28 protein-coding genes and 1 tRNA gene are annotated in these 22,106 nt (G+C 66.3%); 15 read left to right on the top strand and 14 right to left on the bottom strand.

Annotation, left to right across the window (positions count from 1 at the left end; all coding sequences use genetic code 11):
• Nucleotides 1–11 precede the first annotated feature (11 nt).
• From ACMGFG_RS17845 to ACMGFG_RS17780, 14 genes are all read left to right on the top strand, one after another.
• Nucleotides 12–422 carry a hypothetical protein gene (locus tag ACMGFG_RS17845; RefSeq protein ID WP_436931674.1) on the top strand — a complete coding sequence of 137 codons (411 nt, stop codon included), beginning with the start codon at nucleotides 12–14 and terminating at the stop codon, nucleotides 420–422.
• Nucleotides 412–891, top strand: a complete 480-nt coding sequence (locus ACMGFG_RS17840) for a hypothetical protein (RefSeq protein WP_436931673.1) — start codon at nucleotides 412–414, stop codon at nucleotides 889–891. Before ACMGFG_RS17845 ends, ACMGFG_RS17840 begins: the two co-directional genes overlap by 11 nt.
• Nucleotide 892: 1 nt before the next feature.
• The gene (locus ACMGFG_RS17835) at nucleotides 893–1,222 is read left to right on the top strand and encodes a hypothetical protein (protein WP_436931672.1); all 330 of its coding nucleotides are present in this window, start codon (nucleotides 893–895) and stop codon (nucleotides 1,220–1,222) included.
• Nucleotides 1,219–1,440, top strand: a complete 222-nt coding sequence (locus tag ACMGFG_RS17830; protein ID WP_436931671.1) for a hypothetical protein — start codon at nucleotides 1,219–1,221, stop codon at nucleotides 1,438–1,440. The genes ACMGFG_RS17835 and ACMGFG_RS17830 overlap by 4 nt, the downstream gene beginning before the upstream one ends.
• Complete coding sequence (locus ACMGFG_RS17825; RefSeq protein WP_436931670.1) at nucleotides 1,437–3,149, top strand: hypothetical protein; 1,713 nt, start codon at nucleotides 1,437–1,439, stop codon at nucleotides 3,147–3,149. The genes ACMGFG_RS17830 and ACMGFG_RS17825 overlap by 4 nt, the downstream gene beginning before the upstream one ends.
• Entirely contained in the window at nucleotides 3,136–3,912 is a 777-nt protein-coding gene (locus ACMGFG_RS17820) for a hypothetical protein (protein WP_436931669.1), read from the top strand. Before ACMGFG_RS17825 ends, ACMGFG_RS17820 begins: the two co-directional genes overlap by 14 nt.
• Nucleotides 3,909–5,072, top strand: a complete 1,164-nt coding sequence (locus ACMGFG_RS17815; protein ID WP_436931668.1) for an ATP-binding protein — start codon at nucleotides 3,909–3,911, stop codon at nucleotides 5,070–5,072. Before ACMGFG_RS17820 ends, ACMGFG_RS17815 begins: the two co-directional genes overlap by 4 nt.
• A gap of 172 nt (nucleotides 5,073–5,244) precedes the next feature.
• Nucleotides 5,245–5,523 (top strand): hypothetical protein, encoded by a 279-nt coding sequence (locus tag ACMGFG_RS17810; protein WP_436931667.1) that lies wholly within the window; start codon nucleotides 5,245–5,247, stop codon nucleotides 5,521–5,523.
• The gene (locus ACMGFG_RS17805) at nucleotides 5,523–7,697 is read left to right on the top strand and encodes a hypothetical protein (protein WP_436931666.1); all 2,175 of its coding nucleotides are present in this window, start codon (nucleotides 5,523–5,525) and stop codon (nucleotides 7,695–7,697) included. Before ACMGFG_RS17810 ends, ACMGFG_RS17805 begins: the two co-directional genes overlap by 1 nt.
• A complete protein-coding gene (locus ACMGFG_RS17800; RefSeq protein ID WP_436931665.1) occupies nucleotides 7,694–7,915 on the top strand; it encodes a hypothetical protein in 222 nt (73 codons plus the stop codon). The genes ACMGFG_RS17805 and ACMGFG_RS17800 overlap by 4 nt, the downstream gene beginning before the upstream one ends.
• A complete protein-coding gene (locus ACMGFG_RS17795; RefSeq protein WP_436931664.1) occupies nucleotides 7,912–8,175 on the top strand; it encodes a hypothetical protein in 264 nt (87 codons plus the stop codon). The genes ACMGFG_RS17800 and ACMGFG_RS17795 overlap by 4 nt, the downstream gene beginning before the upstream one ends.
• Nucleotides 8,175–8,468 (top strand): hypothetical protein, encoded by a 294-nt coding sequence (locus ACMGFG_RS17790; protein ID WP_436931663.1) that lies wholly within the window; start codon nucleotides 8,175–8,177, stop codon nucleotides 8,466–8,468. Before ACMGFG_RS17795 ends, ACMGFG_RS17790 begins: the two co-directional genes overlap by 1 nt.
• A gap of 5 nt (nucleotides 8,469–8,473) precedes the next feature.
• A complete protein-coding gene (locus ACMGFG_RS17785; protein WP_436931662.1) occupies nucleotides 8,474–8,707 on the top strand; it encodes a hypothetical protein in 234 nt (77 codons plus the stop codon).
• The gene (locus ACMGFG_RS17780) at nucleotides 8,704–9,399 is read left to right on the top strand and encodes a hypothetical protein (protein ID WP_436931661.1); all 696 of its coding nucleotides are present in this window, start codon (nucleotides 8,704–8,706) and stop codon (nucleotides 9,397–9,399) included. Before ACMGFG_RS17785 ends, ACMGFG_RS17780 begins: the two co-directional genes overlap by 4 nt.
• 300 nt (nucleotides 9,400–9,699) lie before the next feature.
• Here ACMGFG_RS17780 and ACMGFG_RS17775 read toward each other — a convergent pair whose 3' ends face one another.
• From ACMGFG_RS17775 to cmk, 12 genes are all read right to left on the bottom strand, one after another.
• Entirely contained in the window at nucleotides 9,700–10,245 is a 546-nt protein-coding gene (locus ACMGFG_RS17775) for a type IV pilin domain-containing protein (RefSeq protein WP_436931660.1), read from the bottom strand.
• Nucleotides 10,246–10,829: 584 nt separating this feature from the next.
• A complete protein-coding gene (locus ACMGFG_RS17770) occupies nucleotides 10,830–12,464 on the bottom strand; it encodes a DUF7845 domain-containing protein (RefSeq protein WP_436931659.1) in 1,635 nt (544 codons plus the stop codon).
• A 6-nt stretch (nucleotides 12,465–12,470) separates the two neighbouring features.
• Nucleotides 12,471–13,304: a DUF6884 domain-containing protein gene (locus ACMGFG_RS17765; RefSeq protein WP_436931658.1), complete on the bottom strand. Its 834-nt coding sequence runs from the start codon at nucleotides 13,302–13,304 to the stop codon at nucleotides 12,471–12,473.
• Complete coding sequence (locus tag ACMGFG_RS17760; protein WP_436931657.1) at nucleotides 13,301–14,344, bottom strand: DNA cytosine methyltransferase; 1,044 nt, start codon at nucleotides 14,342–14,344, stop codon at nucleotides 13,301–13,303. Before ACMGFG_RS17760 ends, ACMGFG_RS17765 begins: the two co-directional genes overlap by 4 nt.
• The gene (locus ACMGFG_RS17755) at nucleotides 14,325–14,534 is read right to left on the bottom strand and encodes a hypothetical protein (protein WP_436931656.1); all 210 of its coding nucleotides are present in this window, start codon (nucleotides 14,532–14,534) and stop codon (nucleotides 14,325–14,327) included. The genes ACMGFG_RS17760 and ACMGFG_RS17755 overlap by 20 nt, the downstream gene beginning before the upstream one ends.
• Nucleotides 14,524–14,994, bottom strand: coding sequence for a hypothetical protein (locus ACMGFG_RS17750; RefSeq protein ID WP_436931655.1), 471 nt, complete (start codon nucleotides 14,992–14,994; stop codon nucleotides 14,524–14,526). Before ACMGFG_RS17750 ends, ACMGFG_RS17755 begins: the two co-directional genes overlap by 11 nt.
• On the bottom strand, nucleotides 14,994–15,500 hold the full coding sequence (locus ACMGFG_RS17745) for a PD-(D/E)XK family putative nuclease (RefSeq protein ID WP_436931654.1): 507 nt from the start codon (nucleotides 15,498–15,500) through the stop codon (nucleotides 14,994–14,996). The genes ACMGFG_RS17750 and ACMGFG_RS17745 overlap by 1 nt, the downstream gene beginning before the upstream one ends.
• Nucleotides 15,497–16,111 (bottom strand): hypothetical protein, encoded by a 615-nt coding sequence (locus ACMGFG_RS17740; protein ID WP_436931653.1) that lies wholly within the window; start codon nucleotides 16,109–16,111, stop codon nucleotides 15,497–15,499. Before ACMGFG_RS17740 ends, ACMGFG_RS17745 begins: the two co-directional genes overlap by 4 nt.
• Nucleotides 16,111–16,461: a hypothetical protein gene (locus ACMGFG_RS17735; protein ID WP_436931652.1), complete on the bottom strand. Its 351-nt coding sequence runs from the start codon at nucleotides 16,459–16,461 to the stop codon at nucleotides 16,111–16,113. Before ACMGFG_RS17735 ends, ACMGFG_RS17740 begins: the two co-directional genes overlap by 1 nt.
• Nucleotides 16,462–16,528: 67 nt before the next feature.
• Nucleotides 16,529–16,599 (bottom strand) — tRNA-Pro (locus tag ACMGFG_RS17730).
• A 50-nt stretch (nucleotides 16,600–16,649) separates the two neighbouring features.
• Nucleotides 16,650–17,519 carry an RNA-guided pseudouridylation complex pseudouridine synthase subunit Cbf5 gene (locus ACMGFG_RS17725; protein ID WP_436931651.1) on the bottom strand — a complete coding sequence of 290 codons (870 nt, stop codon included), beginning with the start codon at nucleotides 17,517–17,519 and terminating at the stop codon, nucleotides 16,650–16,652.
• Nucleotides 17,519–18,097 carry a (d)CMP kinase gene (cmk, locus tag ACMGFG_RS17720; protein WP_436931650.1) on the bottom strand — a complete coding sequence of 193 codons (579 nt, stop codon included), beginning with the start codon at nucleotides 18,095–18,097 and terminating at the stop codon, nucleotides 17,519–17,521. Before cmk ends, ACMGFG_RS17725 begins: the two co-directional genes overlap by 1 nt.
• Nucleotides 18,098–19,015: 918 nt before the next feature.
• On the opposite strand from cmk, the gene ACMGFG_RS17715 reads away from it, so the two are divergent.
• Complete coding sequence (locus tag ACMGFG_RS17715) at nucleotides 19,016–20,266, top strand: orc1/cdc6 family replication initiation protein (RefSeq protein WP_436931649.1); 1,251 nt, start codon at nucleotides 19,016–19,018, stop codon at nucleotides 20,264–20,266.
• A 68-nt stretch (nucleotides 20,267–20,334) separates the two neighbouring features.
• Here the strand turns inward: ACMGFG_RS17715 and ACMGFG_RS17710 are convergent, their stop codons facing one another.
• A complete protein-coding gene (locus tag ACMGFG_RS17710; protein WP_436931648.1) occupies nucleotides 20,335–21,303 on the bottom strand; it encodes a DUF106 domain-containing protein in 969 nt (322 codons plus the stop codon).
• A gap of 65 nt (nucleotides 21,304–21,368) precedes the next feature.
• On the bottom strand, nucleotides 21,369–22,013 hold the full coding sequence (locus ACMGFG_RS17705; protein ID WP_436931647.1) for an adenylate kinase: 645 nt from the start codon (nucleotides 22,011–22,013) through the stop codon (nucleotides 21,369–21,371).
• Nucleotides 22,014–22,106: the final 93 nt, after the last annotated feature.

Raw genomic sequence — 22,106 nt, 5'->3', positions numbered from 1 at the left:
GGGTGATCGGAGTGCCTGCTAACATCCTGGCGGGGCTGGACCTCGTCGGCGGGCTGCTGATGGGGCTGCTGCTGATGCTCCTGATCGTCCTCGGACGGTTCCTCGTCGCCTACGCTCGGGTCCGGGACCGCCGCGACGCGCTCTCAACGGCGACGGCGATCACCGGGCGGTGGACGCTGGGGCTGATCCTCGGCGGCGCGAGCGCGGCAGCTGTCGGACTGGTGCAGTTCGGCGACATCGTCGGCATGACCGTCGGTTTCATCGTCGGACATCCCTACTTCGTGACGAACTTCGGGATCCTCGGGCTCGGCGGTGCCGGGCTGTCCGGGCTGATCTCGATCTCCGGCCAGCAGTTCGTCGGTGCAGGCATGGTGATCGTCGGCGCCGTGTTCCTGACCGTGGAGGTGGACGATGCAGTCTGACCTCCCCCTCGAGGTCGACGACGCGCGGCTGTCGGACCTCGGGATCCCCGGCCTGTTCGGCCTGGCGCTGGCCGTCGCCGGCGTTGCACTCGGCGTCGACCAGGCGCTCGGCGGCGACCTCGTCGCCGGTGTCCTTCTGGGCGGGTTCCTGTGCCTCCTCGGCGCCGCGCTGGCACACGACGACGCGACGCCGGAGTGTGACGCGACGTGTGCGACCTGCGGCGACCACGTTCGGGGCCACGCGAGCCGTGACGGCGTCGACGAGTACGTCGTGGTCCACTCGTCGGGGTCGCCGCGGCGCGTCTCTCTCGGCCCGCTGTCGGTCGTGAAAGAGGAACAGACACTCGAATCGGTCTACTGTTCGGGTGAGTGCGCGGCGGAAGACGAGCGCGTGCTCCTCGAGCGCCAGGGCGAGACGCTCCGGCCCGTCGAGACGAGCGACGAGGACCGCCGCGAGGAGGTGGCCTGACATGCTCCCTGAGTCGGTCCCGGTGGAGGGCGTGCGGCTGGCCGGCGCGGTGATCGGCGTGCTGCTGATCCTCTACTGGACCTACGAGCGGCTCCGCGGCGAGGGTCACGACCCGGTGCTCCGCATGAGTTCGTCGTCGGACACGGGTTCGGCGTCGTTCCTCGTGAGCGGCGTCGCCGCGGTCCTACTGGTCGCCGCGATCGTGGTGCTGCTACTGCTGGGCGTCGGCGGCGCCGCGCCGCTGGTGTCCAACCCGGTGCCGATCCTCGTGTTCCTGGGACTGGTCGCGCTCGCACACTGGATCATCGAGAAGGAGGAGCGCGAGGCATGAGCGAACCGTACTCGCTCCGGACGCTCGTCCGCCCGGAAATCCGCCGGGAGGCCGCGATCACCTTCGGGATCCTGGGACTGGCGGCGATCGCCGCTGGGCTCGCGACGGCCAGCGGAAACGTGGTGTCGCTCGGGCTGGCGCTCGTCGGGATCGCCGGCGGGACGTACGGCCTCGGGGAGCTCGACGACAAAGCGAGGGAGATCGAGAGCGAGGCATGACCCGCACGTCCACCGTTTCCCTCGCGGCGCTGGTGCTGGTCGGGCTGCTGGTCGCGGCGCCGATCGTCGCGACGGTCGCCGTCGACGGCGCGGCCGCGGCGGCCAACCAGTCGGCCAGCTCGGCCAGCGACCAGGGCGGCGAGTACTCCCTCGAGGAGCTCAAGCGCAACGGCGTCCGCCAGAACGTCGACAGTGTGCGCATGGGCGACACGTCGGACATCATGTACTGGCTGGTGTACTGGCCGGCCAACGACGTGTTCGCCAGTCCCGGCAGCGACGAGGGCGGCGAGTACCTCCCGGCGAACCACTCGCTCGGCCGCGATACCGTTTACCTCCGGACGTGGGCGTTCAGCGACCGCGAGGAGACGGTTCACATGGTCTTCTGGAACAAGAAGACCCGGACCGTCGAGGAGGGCAACACGACAGTCGTCGAGCCCTACGCGGCCAACGTCAACCACGTCACCCGCGAGGTGACCGTCGACCGCGGTCGCCCGACCGTCCCGATCGACCTGCCGAACCACCAGTCCCAGAAGCGCGTGACCATGTGGGTCGAGGGCAAGGACTGGGCGCGGTGGACGTTCCGACACAAGAGTCTCGCGACGACCAAGCCGATGCAGATCGACAGCGCCGGCGACTACCTCGGGTCGGTGATCGTCGACTTCCTGCTGTGGATCGTGCTCGGCGGATTCGCCGTCGGCTCGCTCTGTAAGACGGCGATCGACCGCGCCGGCGACGGCCCGGGCTACGGACTGACGCCGTGGGTGATCGGGCTGTCGCTGGCGACCGGGATCGGCTCGTTGATGTTTTTCGAGTCGGTCGCCGCGCTGGTCGTCAACGCTCACATCGTGCTGTCGGCGTACGTGGTCGCGATCATCGGGATCGTCATGCTCGAGACGTACTCGACGGGCGTCTCGAAGGCCATGTTTTTCCAGCCGCAGCTCACCCACGCCGAGTCGCCGACCGGTGACGACGCGTTCGACATGCTCGACGGCGAGCTCGAGGACGCGCGGATCGTCCGCGGGACCGACGGGACGGTCTCGGTGATCACCCGCGGGTTCCTTCCGTTCCTGGCTCGCGCGTTCGGAGCGAAAGCTCGGCTGTACAACGCCGAGCGGCTCCGGACGCGGGTCAACCTCCAGAACTCCAAGTGGGACGAACTGTTCGTCGCCGACCCCGAGGCCGACGAGATCCTCCACTACGAGCCGGAGGGCTGGAAGCTCGAGACGCCCCCGCTCGACCGCGAGCACATCGGCACGTACCTCGCGATCGCGCTGGCGTTCGCCGTCGGCGGCGCCGGCGTCCACTATGGCGGCGTCTCGCCGTGGCTGGTGATCGGCACGCTCGGCGGGGGGCTGCTGGCGTGGGCGGCCGAGCCGGTCAACGGCGAGGCGTACGTCGAGCCGGCGCCGGTCCACATCCGGACCGCGGTCGCGAGCATGTTCGCGCTCGCGGAGGACGTGGACGACGCGAAGACGCTCGACGAGGCCAAGAAGCAACTCGACCGCGAGCGGGTCCAGAAACAGCGGAAGATCGACGAGGAGGTCGAAGACCACGACCGGACGCTCCTCGAGGAGATGATGGACCCCGACGAGAAGATCCCGGCGCCGACCGCGCGGTCGGACGACGAGGACAGCGAGGTCGTCGACCGGCGCCGCGAGAGCTCCGAGGGCGCGACCTCCGAGGGAGGTGTCCCGAGTGACGACGACTAACCCGCGCGAGGAGCCGGACCCGTTCCGACCGGCACTCGTGACGCTCTCCGAGGACGTTCGCGAGCGCGTCGACGAACTCCTCGGCGGGCTCCGCTCGGAAGGGCGCGCTCTCGAGTGGCTCCAGGAGGTGACGATCCGGACGCTCGGGACGATCGACAAGCGCGTGTACAGCGACTTCGCGCGGCAGTTCCGCGGCCAGCAGGGCGTACTCCTGGCAGCCATGCTCGAGCCGTCGGCGCGACGGGGCCGCATGCGGGGGCTCGACGACGAGGTCGCCGAGCGGACCCGCGAGCACCTCGTCGCCCACTACGTCACGCCGGCCCACCGGAAGGCGTTCCGGCGGCTCCGCCGCGACGCGACGGACTACGCGGACGCCGCCGGTGACGGCGACGCGCACAACCCCAAGCGCCAGCGCTTCGTCGCGATGCGGCCGGAACTCTCCGAGCTGGAGCAATGGCAGCAGCGGGCGCTCGACTCGCTCCTGGAGGGCTTCGACGACCGCAGCGAGTTGCTCGAGTGGTCGCACGATCTCCTGCTGGCAACCCACGGCGAGCTCGACGAGGAGTGGGTGACGCGCGTCTACGACGAGGAGTCGACGGCGTCGGTCATGCTCGGCGAGACGCCGGAGGACAAGCGCGCTCGCCGGTTGTTCGCCGCTCACCACTTGCTCCCGTACTACCGCGCCGGCGTGCGGGTGCTGTCGGGCCGGGCGAGCGAGGTCGCCGACGAGGGCACCGAACGAACGGAGGCGAAGTTCGCATGAGTTCGCTGGACCACGAGGAGACGATCGACTGGGGCGACGAGGACCTCGCCGACGAGGAGACGGCCCGCGAGGTTCTGGACCAGTTCGACGAGCCGGTCCGGACGACCTACCAGGCGACGGGCAACGCCTCGCGATGGACGGACGCGCGACACATGCGCGAGGCGTTCGGGATCCCACGGTGGGAGCCCGAGCGCTTCGACTACGAGGACGTGATCCCCAACTGCTGGGAGCACGCCTGGGACGCCGGCCGCGATCGCGATGCGGGCGGGACGGACTTCCTGGCTCGTGGCAAGCCCGGCAAGGGCAAGTCGACACTGGGCTGCTACGTCGCGATTCGCCAGCTCGAAGCGAACGACGAAAAGGTCGTCTGGCGCGGCTCGTCGAGCCGGTCGGAGTGGCTGGCGCTGGCGCCCTGGACGGTGCTGTGTCTCCCGAAGGGCGTGCCGGTCACCGCGCGCCTGGAGTCCAAGGACCCGACCGAGCCCGCGGTCGAACTCGGCGTCGACGACCTCGAGGAGATCGTCCGCGAGGTGCGCCGGTACTCCGACCCGGTCGACCTCAATCGCCAGCTGGACCAGGGGACATTCCACGTCGTCTACCCGGACCCGCTACTCCGCGGCTGCCAGGAGGTACTCGACCGCGACGACGAGAAACAGTACGACACGCCGCCGAAGCGGGACACGCTGTTCGCCGAGGAGGACCCGGCGAGCCACTGGTGGTTCGCCTGGGCGCTCGCTCGCGTGAACCACGGGCCGCACCACTGGACGACGTGGATCTGCGACGAGATCGGCGACATCGCGCCGCAGTCGGCCCAGAAAGACCAGTTCGGCACGTACCAGAAGGTCGAACTGCTGAAAGACATGTGGGTCGATGCCCGGAAGTTCGGGCTGTCGATCTTCTTGTTCGGTCACTCGGAGGTCGATATCCACCAGTCGATCCGGCACAAGATCCGCTGGCGCATCCAGATGCCGGGCACGGCGAACCCGACGACGGCGTCGGACGTGGTCGGCTTCGAAAGCGTCCCGATGGACCGCGAGGTCACCGACGAGTACGAGATCGGGAAGGCGCTCATGTACAACGAGACTCACTTCGAGCCCTTCCGCTGGAAGGACGTGCCGGCACCGACCGCTTATAAACTCAAAATCGAGGTGGGGCGCTAATGCTCGCTTCGATTTTTGAAAAAACTCGACAGGAAAACCCTGGGGTCGACGGCGGCGATCGGGCGTCAACGACGCGCTCGCGCCGGCCGGCCGCGCACACTACCGCGCGCGCGTATCAGATGGGATCGCAGGGGTCCCCCCGCGGGGGCGCGCGTCTCGGAGGTGTTCGCGCGTGTTAATTCGCGAGCTCGTCGCAGGCGCGCTTGAGCTGCTGGTCGACGTGGTCGGACTCAACGGCCTGGCAGTCGGCGCGCTGGCGACGGTCGTCGTTGGCCTGTGGTATCTCCGGGAGGCGGCCGACGCGTTCGTCGTCCTGGCGCGGTGGGCTCGCGTCGGCTCGCTGATCGGGTTCGTCGTGCTGGTGCTGTTCGTCGGCGGCATGGCGACCGGCGTCGTCGACGGCGGGAGTCTCGGATCGCTCGCTAACCAAATCGCGGAGTTCATCCACTAATGAGACACATTCACAACATCACGGAACGGGTCGGCGAGTTCATCGCCGAGCGGCGGAATCGTATCGGAATCGCGGAGTGGACGGCCCACGCGGCGACGCTGACGGCGCTGGTGCTAACGTTCGCACTGTCGTTCGCGACCGTCGAACTCAACCCGGTCGCGGCATGGCTGTTCGACACGATCGGCTACCCGGCGACCGGCGCACTCGCCATGGTCGTCGTCGGGCTCATCTTCGACGCCTACCGTCGGCTCGCGGACTGGTACCCGCGGACGGCCGAAGGCGGTGCCTGGACGATCGCGGCGGTCGGCGTCGTCGACGTGTCGGTCAACCTCTGGCGACTGGCGTCGGTCGGAGCACCCGAGACGACGCTCATGCGGACGGTGTGGGCTATCGTCGGCGCTGGTCTGCTGGGCGTCGGCAGCGTGATTATCTTGCGGTATCGTAGCGTCCTTGCCACAGGTGCTCAACGAGTAACACTTCCTTGGACGGTTGTGCGAACGGCAAGCGTTGTCGGATTCGCGTTGTTAGTCGTCCTTTCAACGACCGCGGGGCTATCAGGCGTTATGCTCTCCGATGATACCGGTCCGTCACCGGTTGGGAAGGCTCAAGCTGCCGAAAGAGTTCTCATAGATGACTTCTCAGATGGTGACTTTTCAGAGTGGGATAACGTCGGTGGGGGATGGCAAGCATCTGATGGGACTGCACGCGGCAATTCCTCAAATGGACAGGGACAGCTTCTCGGGAAAAATCTCGATACATCGCCTAAGACAATCACAACCTACATGGCTGCATTTGAGACTGTGAATTCGTACGATAGTCCCACGTTCACCGTCGAAAACGAGAATCTGAATATAATAACCGATGTCGGCTTCGAATATGAAAATACAATTAATGCAAGCAATAAATATATCGCAGAATTTGACAAGAGGAAGTATTATCGAATAGACATCCGTCTGAAGTATGAGAAGAATGAATACGATGTAATTGTCTCCAGAGGTGGGACTGTACTGGGAGAAGAACGGAATATTTCTGCTCAGAATAATTTCAAATCAGTTGGGAGAATTCGGTACGACTGGGGGACGGATTCGAGTGATCTTGGTGTTGCGAGTGTCTCGTACAACGGGCAGACTGTCATTGAAGAAACAACGCCGACGCCTACCCCTGAGCCTGAGCGCACGGATTATAGCCTCTCGGTCTGCTACCAGGGCGACGCGGAGTTCCAGGGCGTCGGCGCCGAAGCGACGTGGAACCCGTATCCGACCAGCGCGGACAACTCCTGGGCGAGCTCGGAGTACACGGGCGAGTCGTCGACGACGGAGTTCAACCGCTACGGCGAGACGACGCTCGAGGGCGCCCGTGCGAACGATAGCGTTGCCTACCGCGTAGGTGTCGAGAGCGATCGGGCGGCGTTCGTCTTCGACGGCGTCAACCCCACAGAGTACAACACGCGTGGCCAGTTCGAGATCGCCTCGCCGTTCGAGGAGTGGGTGACCGATCCCGAGCGCATCGCGAGCTCGGGCGTCTGCGACCCGGAGGGGACCACAACCCCAACGGAGGTCCCGACGACGATCCCGGGCACGCCGCCAGGCGACGGTGACCTGACCGCGCTCGGAACCTGCACGCTCCCGGGCGCCAATGAGTCGAAGACCGGGCTCCTCGTCGAGTACTGGGACCCGACGATGTCGACGGAGAACATCTGGTTCAACCTCTCGTACGCCGGGACCAGCATCAACGAGTTCGTTGAGTTCGACTCGCCCAAGGGCTACTACTTCGGGTGTCACGGCGCCAGCGAGGGCGGGATCACGCCGCCGGACGGTGGCGCACCAACGCCGTACCCGTCGCCGACGGCGTTCCCGAACGGGACCGAGCCGACGGACTACCCGCAGCCTACGGCGTACCCGCAGCCGGAGCCGCCGACGCTCAACGGCTCGGCCAACACGACCGACGGCGGCTCGCTCAACTTCTCGGAGATCGGGTTCGGTGACACTGACCCGGCGAACTCGCTGAACGGCGACCTCGGAGCTGGCTTCGGGCCGACGGGCGGCGGTGGCGGCGGCTCGCCGGTCGTCGGCATCGCCCTGGTCGGCGCGGTCGCCTACGGTGCGCTGCGGCTCACGGGCAACGACAAGCGACTCGCACAGGCGGCTCAGAAAGCCGTCGGGAGGCTGCGGTGATCCCGGCGCTGCCTGAGCCGCTGGCCGCCCTCGAGGGCGTGCTGGGCGCCGCGGCGGAGCTGGTCGCGTGGCTCGTCGCGCTCCTCGTGGTGGCGTTCCTGTACATCCGGCTGGTCAAACTCGAGGAGGCGATCGTCCAGCAGGTCCCGACGAAAGTGGTCGTCGGACTGGCCGTGCTGCTGGTCCTCCTCGTGTTCGGGGTGATTCCGCTGCCATGACCGCGCTCGTGCTTGCTGGCGGCCTCTCGGGTCTGGGCGCGCCCGCGTTCGTCGGAATCGCGGCCGCGGTGGTGGTAGCGGTCGTGCTCGTGCGCAAGATCGGCGCGCGCATCCCGCTGTCGATCCGCCGCGGGCCGGTCCAGACGTTCGTCGGGATGTTCGCGATCGGGATGCTCGTCGGCCTCGCCGGCTACGGGCCGGTCGACCTCGCCCGTGCTGGCGTCGAGCTGATCGCGTCGACGGTAACGGAGGGTCCGTGATGGCCGACGACGAGGGCATCACGCGGCGGACGCTCCTTCTCGGCGGCACGGGCCTCGTCGCGGGCCTGGTCGTCGGCGACATGGCCTCGAGCGAGGACTTGGCGACGGTCGGTCCGGTTGGTCCAGGAGGTGACGACGGTGGCGGCAGCAGCGGCGGGTCGAACTACTCGTCGACGCTGCTGATCCCGTCGGGCATGGTCGTGAGCGGCTGGGGACAGTCGATAGAGCTGATCGATTGGGAACAGGGCGGCGTTCTGGAGTGGGACGCTGGAGAGACAATCAACTTCGAGTGACAACAATGAAACTCAAGAACAAGAACGGCAAGATCGTCGGAGTCGATGAGGACGGAAACGAGGTGCCCGTGGAGCTGGGCGACGCGGTGGCGGATTCGTTCAGTACAGACAGTAGCGTTATCAACAACGACCTCACAATCCCGTCCTACACAGACGTTACGAGTGTCCCAACAGGGGAAAATGCGGGGTATCTCGCCGTCACTGAAGACGGCCATCTTGTTCTGGAGGATGGACAATGACGCTCAAGAAGGTTCCCAACGTCGACGACGTTAAGAAGTACAACCTTGCCCCGAAGCACAAATTCTACTTCGGAGAGGATAGCAGCGGCTCGCTATACGACCACATTGTCACAAACTCATCTACAAACGGCACAGTAAACCGATTTCAGGGGAAGGGGATCGAACTGTCATCTGGAGACGGAACGACCGACGAGCACGCGGGGGTCGTCACGGGTTACAATGACCCGCGCCCGATGCGTGGGGGCACAGGGGCCAAGACCCTGCTTCAGATGTTTGTCGGTCTCGGGAACGATCCCGAGAACATGACCGACAAGGCCGAAGTCGGGTACATCAACAACCTCGGAAACTTCGACCGTGACGACACTGTGAGTGTCCAACTCGGTGGCGGTACCAACCGCTTTAGAGTCAATAAGGGTAGCGGGACAACCGAGACGGTCCAACTGAGTGGCTCGTCGTTCGGGGCTGAGTTGGACAACCCCCGCCAAGAATTCCATATTAGCATCCTCATCGATTGGGAAGTACCCGAGTCCAAACTGTGGATCAACCGACAGCCGTTGGTCGACGATCCCGACGCAACGATTTCAGAGCGGCCAAACGAGGATCGCGCCCACGGCGTGACGGTCTACGGCGACGGCGGAGACGGTTCGGAGACAGTCACGGCCCGATACGGTGAATACGCCGTCTGGTGGTAAGTTCTGTGTGCGGCGTGAACGCGCTTTTCATCGCCTGATTCGTTGAAAGAAAGGCTTGCTTCGCGGGCGAAATTGGTCCTCCAGAGCACTTGGACCACCTTTCGGAATGGCCCTTCCCCAGCTCGGGCGTCGACACGCCCCGTCGCGTTCCAACCTCCGGCGAGAGCCAACAGATACGGACGTGTCTACAAGGACAATCAACGTCGAGATCCTACAGTGTACCGACGCTGTGGACGATCTCGTTAATGGTGATGTCTCTATCGGGTTAACGCTCGATAAAAACGAAAGGAGCGACGCGAATTAGGCGTCGGGGCCGCTCTGCTCGTTCAGCGTCGAGGAGGAGTCGCCCTCCTGAGCCTGCCAGACGACGCTGATCTCGTAGTTCGAGTCGACAGGGACGTTCGTCTCGTCACCGGAGACAATCGCCGAATCTTCGCCGCTTGCCGTACCGTTCCAGGGACCAGTCGATCGCTGTTGAACTGCTCCGACATTCCCGATCTCTTTCACGTCGAGCATGTCGTTGTCACCACTTCCTGTGTTGTCGTAGCTGTTTTTGGTGTCATTGATCCCGCTACCGCGGATATAGATCTCCTGTGCGCTCACGGAATCACCGCCATCGTGAGTCACTTCCAGCACACCGAGATTCGGGGAGTCGGAGTTCTCCCAAACTTGTTCATATTCCATACCGATCGTCGTCGTCGGCGCGCCCTGCTGGGCCTGGTTGCCGAGCCCGAGCACGAACGATGCGATCACGGCCGCGAGGATGACTGTAATCGCCACCATCAGGATGACGCCGATGACCGGCGACACCGCGTCGTCGTCGTTGAATAGCTGTTTGAGATCCATGTTGCGACCGGCAAGTATCTGGATAGTATATTAAACCCTCTCCGTCGTTTCCTACAAACATGTTTTCAACGTCAGGTATCAGGTGATTTCAGCGTCAGATAAACACGTCAGGTATGAATTGAATCCCGGCGAGAAAGTTTATACCTCGGAATCTCGCGTTTATCGGGAAATGGCACCACGACGCATCTTTCGTGGGCAACCACATGCAGCTGAAGCAGCTACGAACTGTGATCCGGTTGCCAACCCGGTCGGTTGCCGGCTCCGGTGGTGCCGTCGGGTAGTGTCGGTGGAACGATTATAAACGTACCTGTTGGCCGGGAGTCAGGGGTGCGTTTCACGTGCTTCGGGTGGAATCTCGTGCGGGAGCGGGGGTGTATTTTTGCGCGCCGCAGGCGCGTGCCCTTAGGCACACCTCCTAAGGGGGCTTGCCCGTGCGGCGGGCACGCCCCGACCGGCAAACCACCGGTTCGACGCCGATCGGCCACTAACCGGGTTCCACTCGAAAAGTAGGTTCGGGGTAAAATCGGACTATCCCTTATAAAAAGAGACGACGAACGACAGTGATGCCTCTACGCCGTCGGGCGTCAGTGGAGGGTCGAGACCGGCCGACGCATCGCGCTGCCGTCGACCGTCACCTCCACGATCGCCTGCTTGAGGTCCCGCGGGTCGCGGCCGTCGGTCGACCACGCCTGGAGCATCTCGTCCAGGACATCGTCGACCAGCGGGTCCGTCGTGTGCTTGAGCTTCGACAGCACCGTGTCGATCCGCACGACCGGCCGCTCACCCTCGTTACTCGGCGCGTCGAACTCCGCGCCGTACTTCGCGAGCCACCGGTCGAACGCGCTCGAGGCCGACTGGCGCACGTCCATGTCGACCAGCTGGGCCGCCCGGTCCGCAGCGCTCTCGATCTTCGACTCCGCCGACTCCACGATCGCCCGGATCTCCTGGCGGAGCTTCTCCGAAACGAACCGGACGTGGCCGTTGTCCGACGTGACCACACCCTCGAGGCGCTGGAGACACCGGTAGACCGTCGACAGTCCAACGTCCGCGGCCTCGGCGACCTCGCGAGCCGGCTGGCCGCCGTCGGTCGCGAGGTTCTCGACGATCGCCTCGTCGGCGTCGGTCATGTCCCGCAGCGTCGTCACGATCAGGTGCTCCTGATTCGCCTCGAGGCGCGGCGTCGGGTCTGAGTGGATCGGCACGGACTCCGCCGCAGCGCCGGCGTCGAAGTGATCGTCCGCAACGAACGTGGTTCCGCCGGCCTCAGTCGGGATCTCCGCCCAGGAGAGCACCGACACGAGCCGCTCGTCGAGCTCGCGCACGACCTCGTCGCGGTCGCTCCAGGGAACCGACCCGGATGCGGTCCGCCCCTGGACGAACTTGACGCCGAGCTTCGGATGATACAGCGGATCGTCAGGTTCGAACTTCTCCGGGTGCTCGGGGAGGTAGCTCTTGAGCTGGCCGCCGAGGCGGTGGCCCGAGACCAGTTCGCCGGCGCTGGTCGACCCGTGGCGCACGACGTGGTGATAGCCGCGCTCGCGCTCGTTGTCGAACTTGTAGACGCCTTTCGTCCCGTCGGCGTCCGACAGCAGCATCGACAGCCGGTCGAAGACGCCGCCGGTGCCGATGAGCTTCTCGTTCATCGACCGGGTGAGCCGGACGTACCGCTCGAGGGCGGTGATCCGCCCGTCGAACGGCTCGGCGAAGTAGCCGTGATACAAGCCCAGGTCGGCGGCGTCGGCCAGCTCGAAGACAAACCGCGGCAGGAGGTCGGCGACCTCCTCGAGGGCCACGTTCGACGGCTGGCAGTGGACGCTCACGCCCTCGTCGGGCTCGGTGTGGTCGAACGCCGTCGTGGTCCGCTCGCCGTCTGACTTGCGCATGTCGGGGAACCGCGGGGAGATGTTGTAATCGCACTTTCGCTCGCCGCGGCCCTGGGCGTTGATATCGAACTCGTAGAGGCGATCGCTGGCGATATCGTCCTCGGGACGCGGGCGAAAGCCGCTCTTGCTGTAGTTCATCCGGATATCCCAGCGCTCGCCGTTGATCTCCACGTCGGCGAGTTCCTGGTAGCCGTCGAACTCGTTGATCAGGAGGTCCGCCAGCGCCCAGTAGGGATCGAGACCGTCATAGTCGACGTACGCCTCGCTGTCGTCGCCGACCGGCGCGTAGTAGAGCCACATCTCGGCCTCGTGGGTGGCTCGGGTGACTTGAGACACCCGCGCTCACCTCCCGTCCTCGTCGACTGCGGCGCCGAGCGTGGCCTGTTCCGTCTCCGAGCGGCGCTCCTCGACTTGGCTCATCGCGTCGGACATCCACGCCATCTGTTCGCCGATGCCGTCGGCGTCGATCTCCTCGAATAGGAACGTCGGTTCGACCTGGATCCGCTGGCAGCCCTTGCGGATGTTCCCGAGGCCGTCAAAGGCGCCGCGCTCCCGAAGCGGCTCGACGTAGTCCTTGCCGGCGAGGACGATGAGGTTCCGCAGCGTCCCGCCCCCGTGCGGTGACGCGATGCCGTCGAACATGGTCAGCCAGCGCTGGAGCCCGACGGCGACCATGTAGACCCACTTGTCCAGCTCGGTGACGAGCGGCTGACCGTCCGGTCGGCGCTCGTAGGGGAAGTCGGCGAGGTGGTCGTCGTTGGTGTGATCGTCGCCGAGGTCGTCAATAGTCGTGTCGTAGGGTTTGACCGGCTCCCACGGTGGGAGGATGTAGTGTTCGGCCGAGAGGATCGACCACGCCCAGCCGTCGCGCTGGCGAGCCCACTGGGTTGCCATCTCCGCGAAATCCCGCTTGACGCCGAAGTAGGTGCTCGTGTAGAGGTCCTTCGCCCTCCATGCTGGCCCGGTCTCGTCGGTCCAGTCCTGGCCGAACGACTCGTCGGGGCCGACGGCAGCCTCGTGAACGTCGAGCGGGTCGTCAGGGTCGCGCTTCGCGGCGCCGCAGCCGACGAGCACGAACGTCCCATCGTCGAAGATCGTCGGCACGTCGGCGAGGTACGGATCCTCGTCCTCGATGCCGCCGACGGTCGGGGTGGTCGTCTGGATCTCGGGAGTCACTGCGACCCCTCCGATTGCTCAGTATCCGTGGTAGAGTGAGAGCGCGTTTCACCGCCGTCGGTGGCTGCAACAAACGACTCGGTCAGGAACTGCTGACGGTCTTCGACACCGTCCGGGAGAGGAACCTCGGGGAACTCGGGACAGTAGTGCAGGAGGTACTGCACTACTTCCCGAGGCATGGCGCTCCGGATCTCTTGCCGGCCCCAGTCTTCTGGGACACCTTTCGTCCGGGCCAGAGGCTTCTTCGACTGCCAGTCGCCCGTCCGCGTGAAGTGACCGGCCTCAGCCTCACCGTCGTCGAGGCGGTTGGGACACGGGAAGCTCGTCTCGAAGTGGCGTTCGAGGTCGAAGGGGAGGCCGACGCCGAATCCGTTGATGCGCGTCGGCTCGCGGATGTCCTCGCAGTTCGCGACGTTCTCGATGATATACGCGTCGGGGTCGATCGCTTCGAGGACTACGCGGACGTTCAGGTCAGCGAACGTTGGGTAGTACTCCCGTGGATCGTCGAATCCGAGCTGGTTGCAGTTCGACCAGGAGACCGTCGAGTACGCCAGGCAGGGCGGACTCATCCAGAGGATGACGACGTCGTAGTCCACCAGGTAGTACCAGACCGCGTTGATGACCTGGCCGACACTGCTGGCGTCGCACTGAGCGAAATCGCCCGGGTAGGTGTCGCTGTAGTCGGTTTTATCGATACCGATGTGGTCAACCGGCAGGTCGTACTCTCGGATGATCGCGTCGAGGGCGTATCCGACACCACCGGGACCGCTGTAGATATCGATGAACGCGATTCGCTCAGTACCACCGTCGGCGACCAAATCGGGAACGTGCTCGGAACAGCGCGGCGAGCCGTCGACCCGCTCCACCGCACCTGAGTCGCACTTCTCGCAGGCGACGGCGAGCTTCGTCCCACACTCCGGACAGGCGAGGCCGCGGAACCCCTCCCATCGCTGGTCGATGTGGCAGTCCGGGTTCGGACAGACCTGACCGGGCGGACGCTCAGTACCGTCCGTGGCGGTATCACTCGGCACGGAGACCACCCCCGGCCCGGCGACCGTTCGGAACGAACCCCATGAGTAGCAGGATACCGATACCGCCGGCGAGGAGCACCGGAACCGCCGTGGCACGCAGCTGCCATGACGGACCTGCGATCACGCCGACCAGCCCGCCGACGTAGAACACGAGTGCAATCGCCCACTCGCCGGCGGTTGGGGCCTGGTCACTCGGCATCGCGCTCACCCCCGTCGGTCGCGACCCGCTCGGAGCGCATCCGCGAGAGCTTCTCGGCGGCCGTCCGCGGTCGGTCGTCGTCCTCGCCGCCGGTCTCGGTCACGTAGTACTCCGGCGGCCGGCGCGGACCGAACATCAACCGCTCCGGGCGCTCGCCGCGCTCCTGGAGGAACTCCTCGCGCTGGTCGAGCAACCGGATCACTCCCTCGCGCGGCCCGCCAGCCGGGCCGCGACCGAGCGCCCGCTCGACGGCCTTGTAGGCGCGGATCACCTCGATGCGGTCGATGCCGCTGATCCGCGATTTTAGCAGCATCTTCCGGCCGCTCTTGACCTTGCTGTCGCCGTAGGTCTCGGCGAGGAAGTCCCAGTCGAGGAACCGCGCGGGGTTGTGGCCGATGTCTGCCTCGATCTTGTCGAAGGCCTCGCAGTCGCGACCGCCGGCCTGGTTCGTCGACGGCATCACCGGCTCACCTCCGCTGGTCCGGGGACCCGCTCACGGTCGATCAGCACGGTCCACGTCAGCTGGGCGACCTCGGTCTCCGAGCGGTCGGCGTCGACCTCGTACCAGCGGCCGTCGAGATGCTCGTCGAGAATCGACGCCGGGACGATCACCGACCGGAGGATCGGCGTGTCGGGTCGCGGGCCGTAGACGGCCAGCAGGTAGACGCCGCCGGCCTCGAGCAACCGCTCGTGCGCCTGGCGCTTGATGTACCAGGCACCGGAGCGCTGCCGGCTGACGCCAGCCGACCGTGTCTCACACGCGCCTTTGATTTCGACCTCGGTGTCGCGCTCGACGAGCGGGACCCCCAGGAACGGACGCTCGTAGGAGGGATCGAGGCACTCGGTGGTCCGTGCGTCGTGCCACGTGGCAACGGAGTCGCCGACGAACTCCAGCGCCGGGTCGGCGTCGATCACGGCGCTCTCGACTGAGTCGCCGCGTTTCTTGGAGGACTCCAGGGTACTCACGCCGACTCACCCCGTTCGTCGGAGCCACGACCACATTCGGGACACACCAGACCGTTGATCAGGTCGACTTCGAACGTCTCGCCGCAGTCACAGTCCACGTACTGCGGTTCGATCGGGGTCTTCCCGAGGTTGTATCCGAGGTCACGGTTGATGATCTGTTCCAGCTCGCGGACACGCTCCTCCAGTTCTTGGACTCGACGCTCAGTATCGTCGTCGACGCGACCGCCGTCGGCGATCAGCTGCTGGTCGGCCTCATCATCCTCTTGGAGTCGGTCCGCCCACAGCTCCTCGAGGTGCTCGCGCTCGATATCACGGATCACGCCGGTCGGTTCGGTGTTTCTACCAGGGACGATCGACCGCGGCCAGCTGCGTCGTGGCAGGCTGGCCGGGATCGTCCCGCCCGAGGATCCATCCGTCCCCTGCATCGACGCCCAGAGAACGCCGGGATTCGACGGGTGGGCGTACCTGACGACCAGCATCTGGCGGGACTCGACCGCGGCGCTGACGGCGTAGAGTCGCGGGTCGCCGAAGCCGTCGTCGACGCCGGCCTCGATCCACGACTCGGGAATCGGCTGGTACTCCCTGCCGTCGATCTCGAGAGGCCAGGACATCAGGCGTCACCTCCCTGGGCGCCCAGCTCCTCGAGGTCGTCCGGCCCGAAGTCCTCGGCGCCGATCTTCGCCGCGAGGCCGTTGGTCCGATTCGAGGGGTTGTCGGGCTCGGTCGACTGGGAACAGTCGACCTCGTGGTCGTTGGTCAGGTGGACCGACGAGGTGTAGCGACCGACGACGACCTCGTCGACGTGGTCGGGGATCGTCCCGTCGGGGAAACAGACGCCGCACCGCTCGCGGTTTTCCGCGGTAGATCCGCCGGCAGGGACCGGCCGTGCGTTGCGTACGTCGGTATAGCAGGCGGAGTCGACCTCGGACTCGCGGCCGGCGCCGCGACTGTCCGGGGTCATGCGGAGCACCCCCTAAAGGTACGATTCCAGACTATCAGGAAACCCTGGAAAAAGGGTATGTAGGCAGTGGGACCGCCGAGATTCGAACTCAGGTCCGACGCACCCCATGCGCCGAGGATACCGCTACCCCACGGTCCCGCGTATCGGCAGACGAGCCTACCCGGATTAAGCCCTTCGCTTTCGGTCGGTCAGACCAGCACGCGTTCGAGGTCGAGCACCACACCGCTGTCGGCCTCGGGGTCGCCCGCGAGCGTCCCGAGACAGACCGCCGCACCGTCCGGCGTGTAGCAGGCGACCAGATCGCCGCGGAACACGTCGTCGATGTCGAGCACGCCCGGCGCGTAGACGGGCGCGCCCTCGGCGACCTCCCGGGCGGCCGACTCGGCGATGGTCGCGCTCGGCAGGTCGGTCAGCGCCCGTTCGGCCGGCTGGACGACCTCGCGGAGCGGGCCCGTGTCGCCCTCCTCGGCCCACGCGAGCGCGTCGGCCAGGTCGTGCAGCGAGACCAGGTCCGTGTCGTCGAACGTGCCAGTGGTCGTCCGGCGGAGGTGCCCCATGTGCGCGCCGGTCCCGAGCGCGAGCCCCAGGTCGTGACACAGCTTCCGGACGTAGGTCCCGCTCTCGCAGCGGATCCGCAGCAGCGCCCGCCGGTCCTCGACCTCGAGGGCGTCGAGGGCGAAGATTTCCCGTGAGCGGAGTCGCCGGACGACGGCGCTCTTCTTCGGGGGCTTCTGGTAGATTTCGCCCTCGAACTCCGCGAGGACCGACTCGAAGTCTGCGGGCGCGGGGCCGTGGAGTTCGAGGACGGCGACGTACTCCTTGACGCTGTCGTCGAACACCTGGGCCATCCGCGTCGCGTCGCCGAGCAGCATCGGGAGACAGCCGGTGACCTTCGGGTCGAGGGTCCCGGCGTGGGCGGCGCGCTCGACGCCGGCCATATCGCGGACCCAGGCGGCGACCTGGTGGGCCGAGGGGCCGGGGGGTTTGTCGAGGTTGACGACGCCGAACTCGAGCAGGTCGTCGACGGACCGTTCGTCGGGCGGGCCGCGAAGGGCCATCAGAAGTCGTAGTCGACGCCGGTGACCGGCGGTTTGCCCTCGTCCTCGGCGGGCTCGTAGGACTCGACGGCCGCGAGGACGATCTCCAGTTCCGCGGCGGGCGTCCACCGCGAGGTGTTGAGCACCAGGTCGTAGATGGAGCGGTCTTCGATGTCGATGTCGTAGTACTCGGCATAGCGTTTGGCCTCGCTCTCGGCGCGGGCGGTGGTCTCCTCGCGAGCGGTCTCGACGGACTTGTCCTCGCGGTCGGCGATCCGTTCGGCGCGCACGTCCAGCGGGGCGTCGAGCCAGACCCGCAGGTCGGCGTGGTCGCCGGCCATCCAGCCGGCGAGCCGCGACTCCAGGACGAGGTCCTCGTTCTCGGCGGCGATCTCCCGGAGACGGCGGTCCAGGTCGCGGTCGACCTGGTCGTCCTCCTCGGCGAGTTCGTTGAACGCGACCAGCGACATGTCCCGCTCGTCGGCCATCTCGCGGAAGATGTCGCCGCCGCTGACGTGGTCAACCTCCAGCGCGTTCGCCAGCGCCGCGGCGAACGTGCTCTTGCCACTCCCGGCCGGGCCGGAAACGGTTATCAACATACCCGGTTTCCGTCCGGTCCGTAAATAGAGGTTGCGGAACGGCCCGTTTCCCGCCGAGGGCTCGTGTGTCGTCCACCCGTTTCGCCGACGGATCACGTTCCGGCGGGGACACACACCCGATTCCGAGTTAGTTGGGGTTGAGCGGGGTGAGGCCGCGGCCGCGAGCCGTGAACTAACTCGGAACGAGGTGTGTCTAGACTAGTTACTAGGTTCTAGAACGAAGAAAGAAAGAGAAAGAACAGGAGCCACGACGAGAGAGCGCTCGCGGGGAGCGGGCCCGACCGCGGTGAATCCCGTCCTCACGCTGCTCGCCCTCCCGTCCCCACGCTGCTCGCCCAGCCCTCACCCGTCGACTAACTCGGAATCAGGTGTGTGTGCCGCTGTGGCTCGACTCCCGACTAACTCGGAATCGGGTGTCCCCCCAGGGTGTCGTCCGTCGACCGGCTCACGTCACCGGAAACTAACTCGGAATCCGGTGTCCCGGCGGCGTACCCCGTCCAGTGGACCCCGCTGACGAGCCCGGCCGGCTGGCAAGCCCGAAGACACCACCGACCGATCCGGGACCGGCTCCGTGCACCGCGGGAGCCGAACGACCGACCCGACAGACACTCATGTCGGATCTCGGTCCGGATATACGGATACAGAGCCGCTGAAATGTCGAAACTAACTCGGAATCCGGTGTGTGGGACTGTGCTGCACTCCCCGGCACCTGGGCGGTCCGGTTCGCGGTCTCCGCGTCCGCACACGTTGCGGCGGGAGCGGGCGGGTGACACGCCGGGTAACTCGGAATCGAGTGGGCTCGACGCCGTTCGGAGTTACGACGGGTCGCCGCAGGCTCGGTCGTTGGGGGCTGGTGGGCGGCAACTAACTCGGAGTGCAGTGGAAACGCTTTTCCACGGGGCCGCGAACGGACAACCCATGCAGGAGCACGGCGATGGGTCGGCCGACGCGGGCGACGAGCTGTTCCAGGCCGTCGAGGAGGGCGGCGGCGACACCATCTTCGCGAACCGCGAACTGCTCAACATCGACCACGTCCCCGACGAGGCGCGGATCGTCGGTCGCGACGAGCACATCCGGGACCTGGCGAACGAGGTCGGGCCCGCGGTGACCGGGTCGCCGCCGAACTCGGTGATCCTCTACGGCAAGACCGGGTCGGGCAAGTCCCTCGTCGCCAACCACGTCATGGAGCGGGCCCGCAGCGAGGCCCGGCGGCGCTCCAACCGGCTGGCGACTGTCACGGTCGACTGCGCCCAGGCCAAAGGCGAGGCCGACGCCGTCCAGACGATCGCGACCGGGATCAACTCGTCCGGCTCGGGCGTCGACATCCCGACGCGGGGCATCTCGACCAACGAGTACTACAATCGCCTCTGGGAGATCCTCGACCGCGAGTACGACGCCGCCCTCGTCACCCTCGACGAGGTCGACCGCCTCGACGACGACAACGTCCTCATGCTCCTCTCGCGGGCCCGCGAAGCCGGGAAAGTCGACGTGCCCATCGGCATCATCTCCATCTCGAACAAGGTGAACTTCCGCGAGCAGATGACCGAGCGGGTCAAGTCCAGCCTCGGCCACAACGAGTTCATCTTCGACCCCTACGACGGCGAGCAACTGCGCCAGATCCTCGAGAACCGGCGCGACGCCTTCTGCGACGGCGTGCTGGAGGCCGGCGTCATTCCGAAGACCGCCGCCCTGGCCGCCCAGCGCCACGGCGACGCACGCAAGGCCATCCGGCTGCTGCGCCACGCCGGCGACTACGCCAAGAACAAGGGGTTAGACGAGGTGACCGAGGACCACCTCGAACGCGCCCAGGAGCAGGCCGAGGTCGAGCGGCTCAAGGAACTCATCGCCGGCCTGCCGCCCCACAGCAAGTACGTCCTCTACGCGCTGGCGAACCTCACCGCCAACACCGGCCCCGAGGAGGACTGGTTCCGGACGACCGTCATCTACGACGTCTACCAGAAGGTCTGCGCCGCCGAGGGCGCCGACGACCTGACGACCGACTCGATCCGGGGACTGCTGAGCGAACTCGCCTTCCTCGAGGTCACCGAGTCCAACCAGGAACACGGCGGCATGGGCAAGGGCACCTACAAGGAACACCGCCTGCTGTGGGAGCCCAGCGTCGTTTTCAAGATGGACCCCGACCCCGCACAGGTCGACGTCGAGCGCTGAGAAGCGGCTCGCCGGTGCGGAGAACGGCCGGGAGAAACGAGGTGGACGGCGTTACGCCGTCGACGGCGTTACGAGGTGGACGGCGTCGTCTGCACGTCCAGCGCCTTGCGGACGATCTGGGTGAAGCTCATCGAGCAGACGAAGTACCAGACGATCCACGCCCACATCGGGCCGATGCGCTGGTTCCACGAGGCGATCTCGCCGATGAGCGGGAGGACCATGGCCGGGCCGGCGCCGGCGACCATCTCCGGCGTCTGGACCATGAAGTAGATCCAGAGGAACACGGGGATGTTGACGAGCATGATCCACACCATCGGGCGGAACTGCTCTTTGAACATGCCGAGCTGGTCGCCCATCGCCTCCATCTGCTCCTCCTGGATCTCCTCCAGGGCCTCGTCGTCGCCGCGCTCCTTGGCCTCCTTGCGGCGCTCCTGGATCTCCTGCATGCGCTCCTGGTACTCGCCCATCTTCTCCATGTTCATCAGCTTGCCCTGCAGCACCGTCGAGCTGAAGCCGGTGAACGTGGCGAGCACGAGGATCATGATGTAGAAGGGCAACACACTGGCCAGCGGCCCGAGCGCGATGTCGATCACGCCGCCGACGGTGTTGCGGATCGGCGCCTGGGAGTAGCCGAGAAAGAGCGCGACGGTCGCGACGGCCGCCCCCTTGTCCCAGCGGGACCACCCCTCGTCCTCGTCGTCGGTAGACCCGCCAGAGGCGGTCGAGCCGCTCGCGCTCGACCCCGACGAGCCGGGGCTGTCCGACCCGTCGGTCGAGTCGGCCTCGGCGGGCGCGTCGTCACCGAGCGCGTCGCGGACGCCCTCGGGGTCGTCGACGACGAACCCCTCGCCGTCGACGTCGACGAGGATGCCCTGCTCGATGAGCCGGCCCCACTCGCCGCTGGTGATGTCGTCGCTGACGTCGCTCCACTCCACGGTGCCCTGCTCGTCGGCCACCCGGAGCACGCGCGCCATGGCGTCGGCCATCGACTGGCTCTCCTCGGCCAGCGACTCCGCCTTTTCTGCCGTCCGTGCCATTGCTATCTATCTCCGTCCTCGGTCGTTATCAACCTTTAATTCTCCCGCTCGCTCGCCGAACGGGGTCACGCCTCGGCCTCGACGGCCGCCTTCACGTCTTCCCAGACCTCGTCGGGGGTCTGGTCGCCGTCGATCTCGACGTAGCCGTCGTGGTCCGCGTACAGCTCCAGCACGGGCTCGGTGTTCTCGTGGTAGACCGACAGCCGGTTGCGCACCGACTCCTCGTTGTCGTCCTCGCGCTGGTAGAGGTCGCCGCCGCACTTGTCGCAGACGCCTTCCTCCTCGGGCTGGTTGAACTCGACGTGGTAGTTGGCGCCGCAGTCCTCGCAGACGCGGCGTCCGGTGAGCCGGTCGACCAGTTCCTCCTCGGGCACGTCGAGGACGAGCACCACGTCGAGGTCGGTCATGTCCTTCAGCGCCTCGGCCTGGTCGCCGTTGCGCGGGTAACCGTCGAGGACGAACCCGTCGACGCCAGAGAGGGCCTCGCCGACCATCGCGTCGACGACCACGTCCGGGACCAGGTCGCCCCGGTCCATGTACTCGCCGGGTGTGTCGTACTCGGTGTCCATGTCGCTGATGTCCATCTCCTTGTTCGCCCGCAGCGCGTCGCCCGTCGTGACGTGCTCGACGCCGAATTCGTCGGCGAGACGCTCGCTCTGGGTTCCCTTGCCGGCGCCCGGCGGACCGAGAATCAGGATCTTCGGGTTCATGTCGCCCGCTTCGACGCACCGCCGCTTTATAGTGTCGTTCTCCTCGTCGCCCCGGGCCCGGTCGCTGACCGCGCGTCGCCGGCCGTGTGTTGC

The sequence above is a fragment of the Halosimplex halobium genome, assembly GCF_051414055.1.
GTDB classification, from domain to species: domain Archaea; phylum Halobacteriota; class Halobacteria; order Halobacteriales; family Haloarculaceae; genus Halosimplex; species Halosimplex halobium.
Note: the sequence above shows the minus strand (reverse complement) of the source record. Positions and strands in the feature narration are given on the sequence as shown.

What these genes read in the sequence shown, in the direction of transcription:
- ACMGFG_RS17840 (WP_436931673.1), top strand. Translation starts at nt 412, where the DNA reads ATGCAGTCTGACCTCCCCCTCGAGGTCGACGACGCGCGGCTGTCGGAC.
- ACMGFG_RS17835 (WP_436931672.1), top strand. Translation starts at nt 893, where the DNA reads ATGCTCCCTGAGTCGGTCCCGGTGGAGGGCGTGCGGCTGGCCGGCGCG.
- ACMGFG_RS17830 (WP_436931671.1), top strand. Translation starts at nt 1,219, where the DNA reads ATGAGCGAACCGTACTCGCTCCGGACGCTCGTCCGCCCGGAAATCCGC.
- ACMGFG_RS17825 (WP_436931670.1), top strand. Translation starts at nt 1,437, where the DNA reads ATGACCCGCACGTCCACCGTTTCCCTCGCGGCGCTGGTGCTGGTCGGG.
- ACMGFG_RS17815 (WP_436931668.1), top strand. Translation starts at nt 3,909, where the DNA reads ATGAGTTCGCTGGACCACGAGGAGACGATCGACTGGGGCGACGAGGAC.
- ACMGFG_RS17805 (WP_436931666.1), top strand. Translation starts at nt 5,523, where the DNA reads ATGAGACACATTCACAACATCACGGAACGGGTCGGCGAGTTCATCGCC.
- ACMGFG_RS17795 (WP_436931664.1), top strand. Translation starts at nt 7,912, where the DNA reads ATGACCGCGCTCGTGCTTGCTGGCGGCCTCTCGGGTCTGGGCGCGCCC.
- ACMGFG_RS17790 (WP_436931663.1), top strand. Translation starts at nt 8,175, where the DNA reads ATGGCCGACGACGAGGGCATCACGCGGCGGACGCTCCTTCTCGGCGGC.
- ACMGFG_RS17785 (WP_436931662.1), top strand. Translation starts at nt 8,474, where the DNA reads ATGAAACTCAAGAACAAGAACGGCAAGATCGTCGGAGTCGATGAGGAC.
- ACMGFG_RS17780 (WP_436931661.1), top strand. Translation starts at nt 8,704, where the DNA reads ATGACGCTCAAGAAGGTTCCCAACGTCGACGACGTTAAGAAGTACAAC.
- ACMGFG_RS17775 (WP_436931660.1), bottom strand. Translation starts at nt 10,245, where the DNA reads ATGGATCTCAAACAGCTATTCAACGACGACGACGCGGTGTCGCCGGTC.
- ACMGFG_RS17755 (WP_436931656.1), bottom strand. Translation starts at nt 14,534, where the DNA reads ATGCCGAGTGACCAGGCCCCAACCGCCGGCGAGTGGGCGATTGCACTC.
- ACMGFG_RS17750 (WP_436931655.1), bottom strand. Translation starts at nt 14,994, where the DNA reads ATGCCGTCGACGAACCAGGCCGGCGGTCGCGACTGCGAGGCCTTCGAC.
- ACMGFG_RS17740 (WP_436931653.1), bottom strand. Translation starts at nt 16,111, where the DNA reads ATGTCCTGGCCTCTCGAGATCGACGGCAGGGAGTACCAGCCGATTCCC.
- ACMGFG_RS17735 (WP_436931652.1), bottom strand. Translation starts at nt 16,461, where the DNA reads ATGACCCCGGACAGTCGCGGCGCCGGCCGCGAGTCCGAGGTCGACTCC.
- ACMGFG_RS17725 (WP_436931651.1), bottom strand. Translation starts at nt 17,519, where the DNA reads ATGGCCCTTCGCGGCCCGCCCGACGAACGGTCCGTCGACGACCTGCTC.
- cmk (WP_436931650.1), bottom strand. Translation starts at nt 18,097, where the DNA reads ATGTTGATAACCGTTTCCGGCCCGGCCGGGAGTGGCAAGAGCACGTTC.
- ACMGFG_RS17715 (WP_436931649.1), top strand. Translation starts at nt 19,016, where the DNA reads ATGCAGGAGCACGGCGATGGGTCGGCCGACGCGGGCGACGAGCTGTTC.
- ACMGFG_RS17710 (WP_436931648.1), bottom strand. Translation starts at nt 21,303, where the DNA reads ATGGCACGGACGGCAGAAAAGGCGGAGTCGCTGGCCGAGGAGAGCCAG.
- ACMGFG_RS17705 (WP_436931647.1), bottom strand. Translation starts at nt 22,013, where the DNA reads ATGAACCCGAAGATCCTGATTCTCGGTCCGCCGGGCGCCGGCAAGGGA.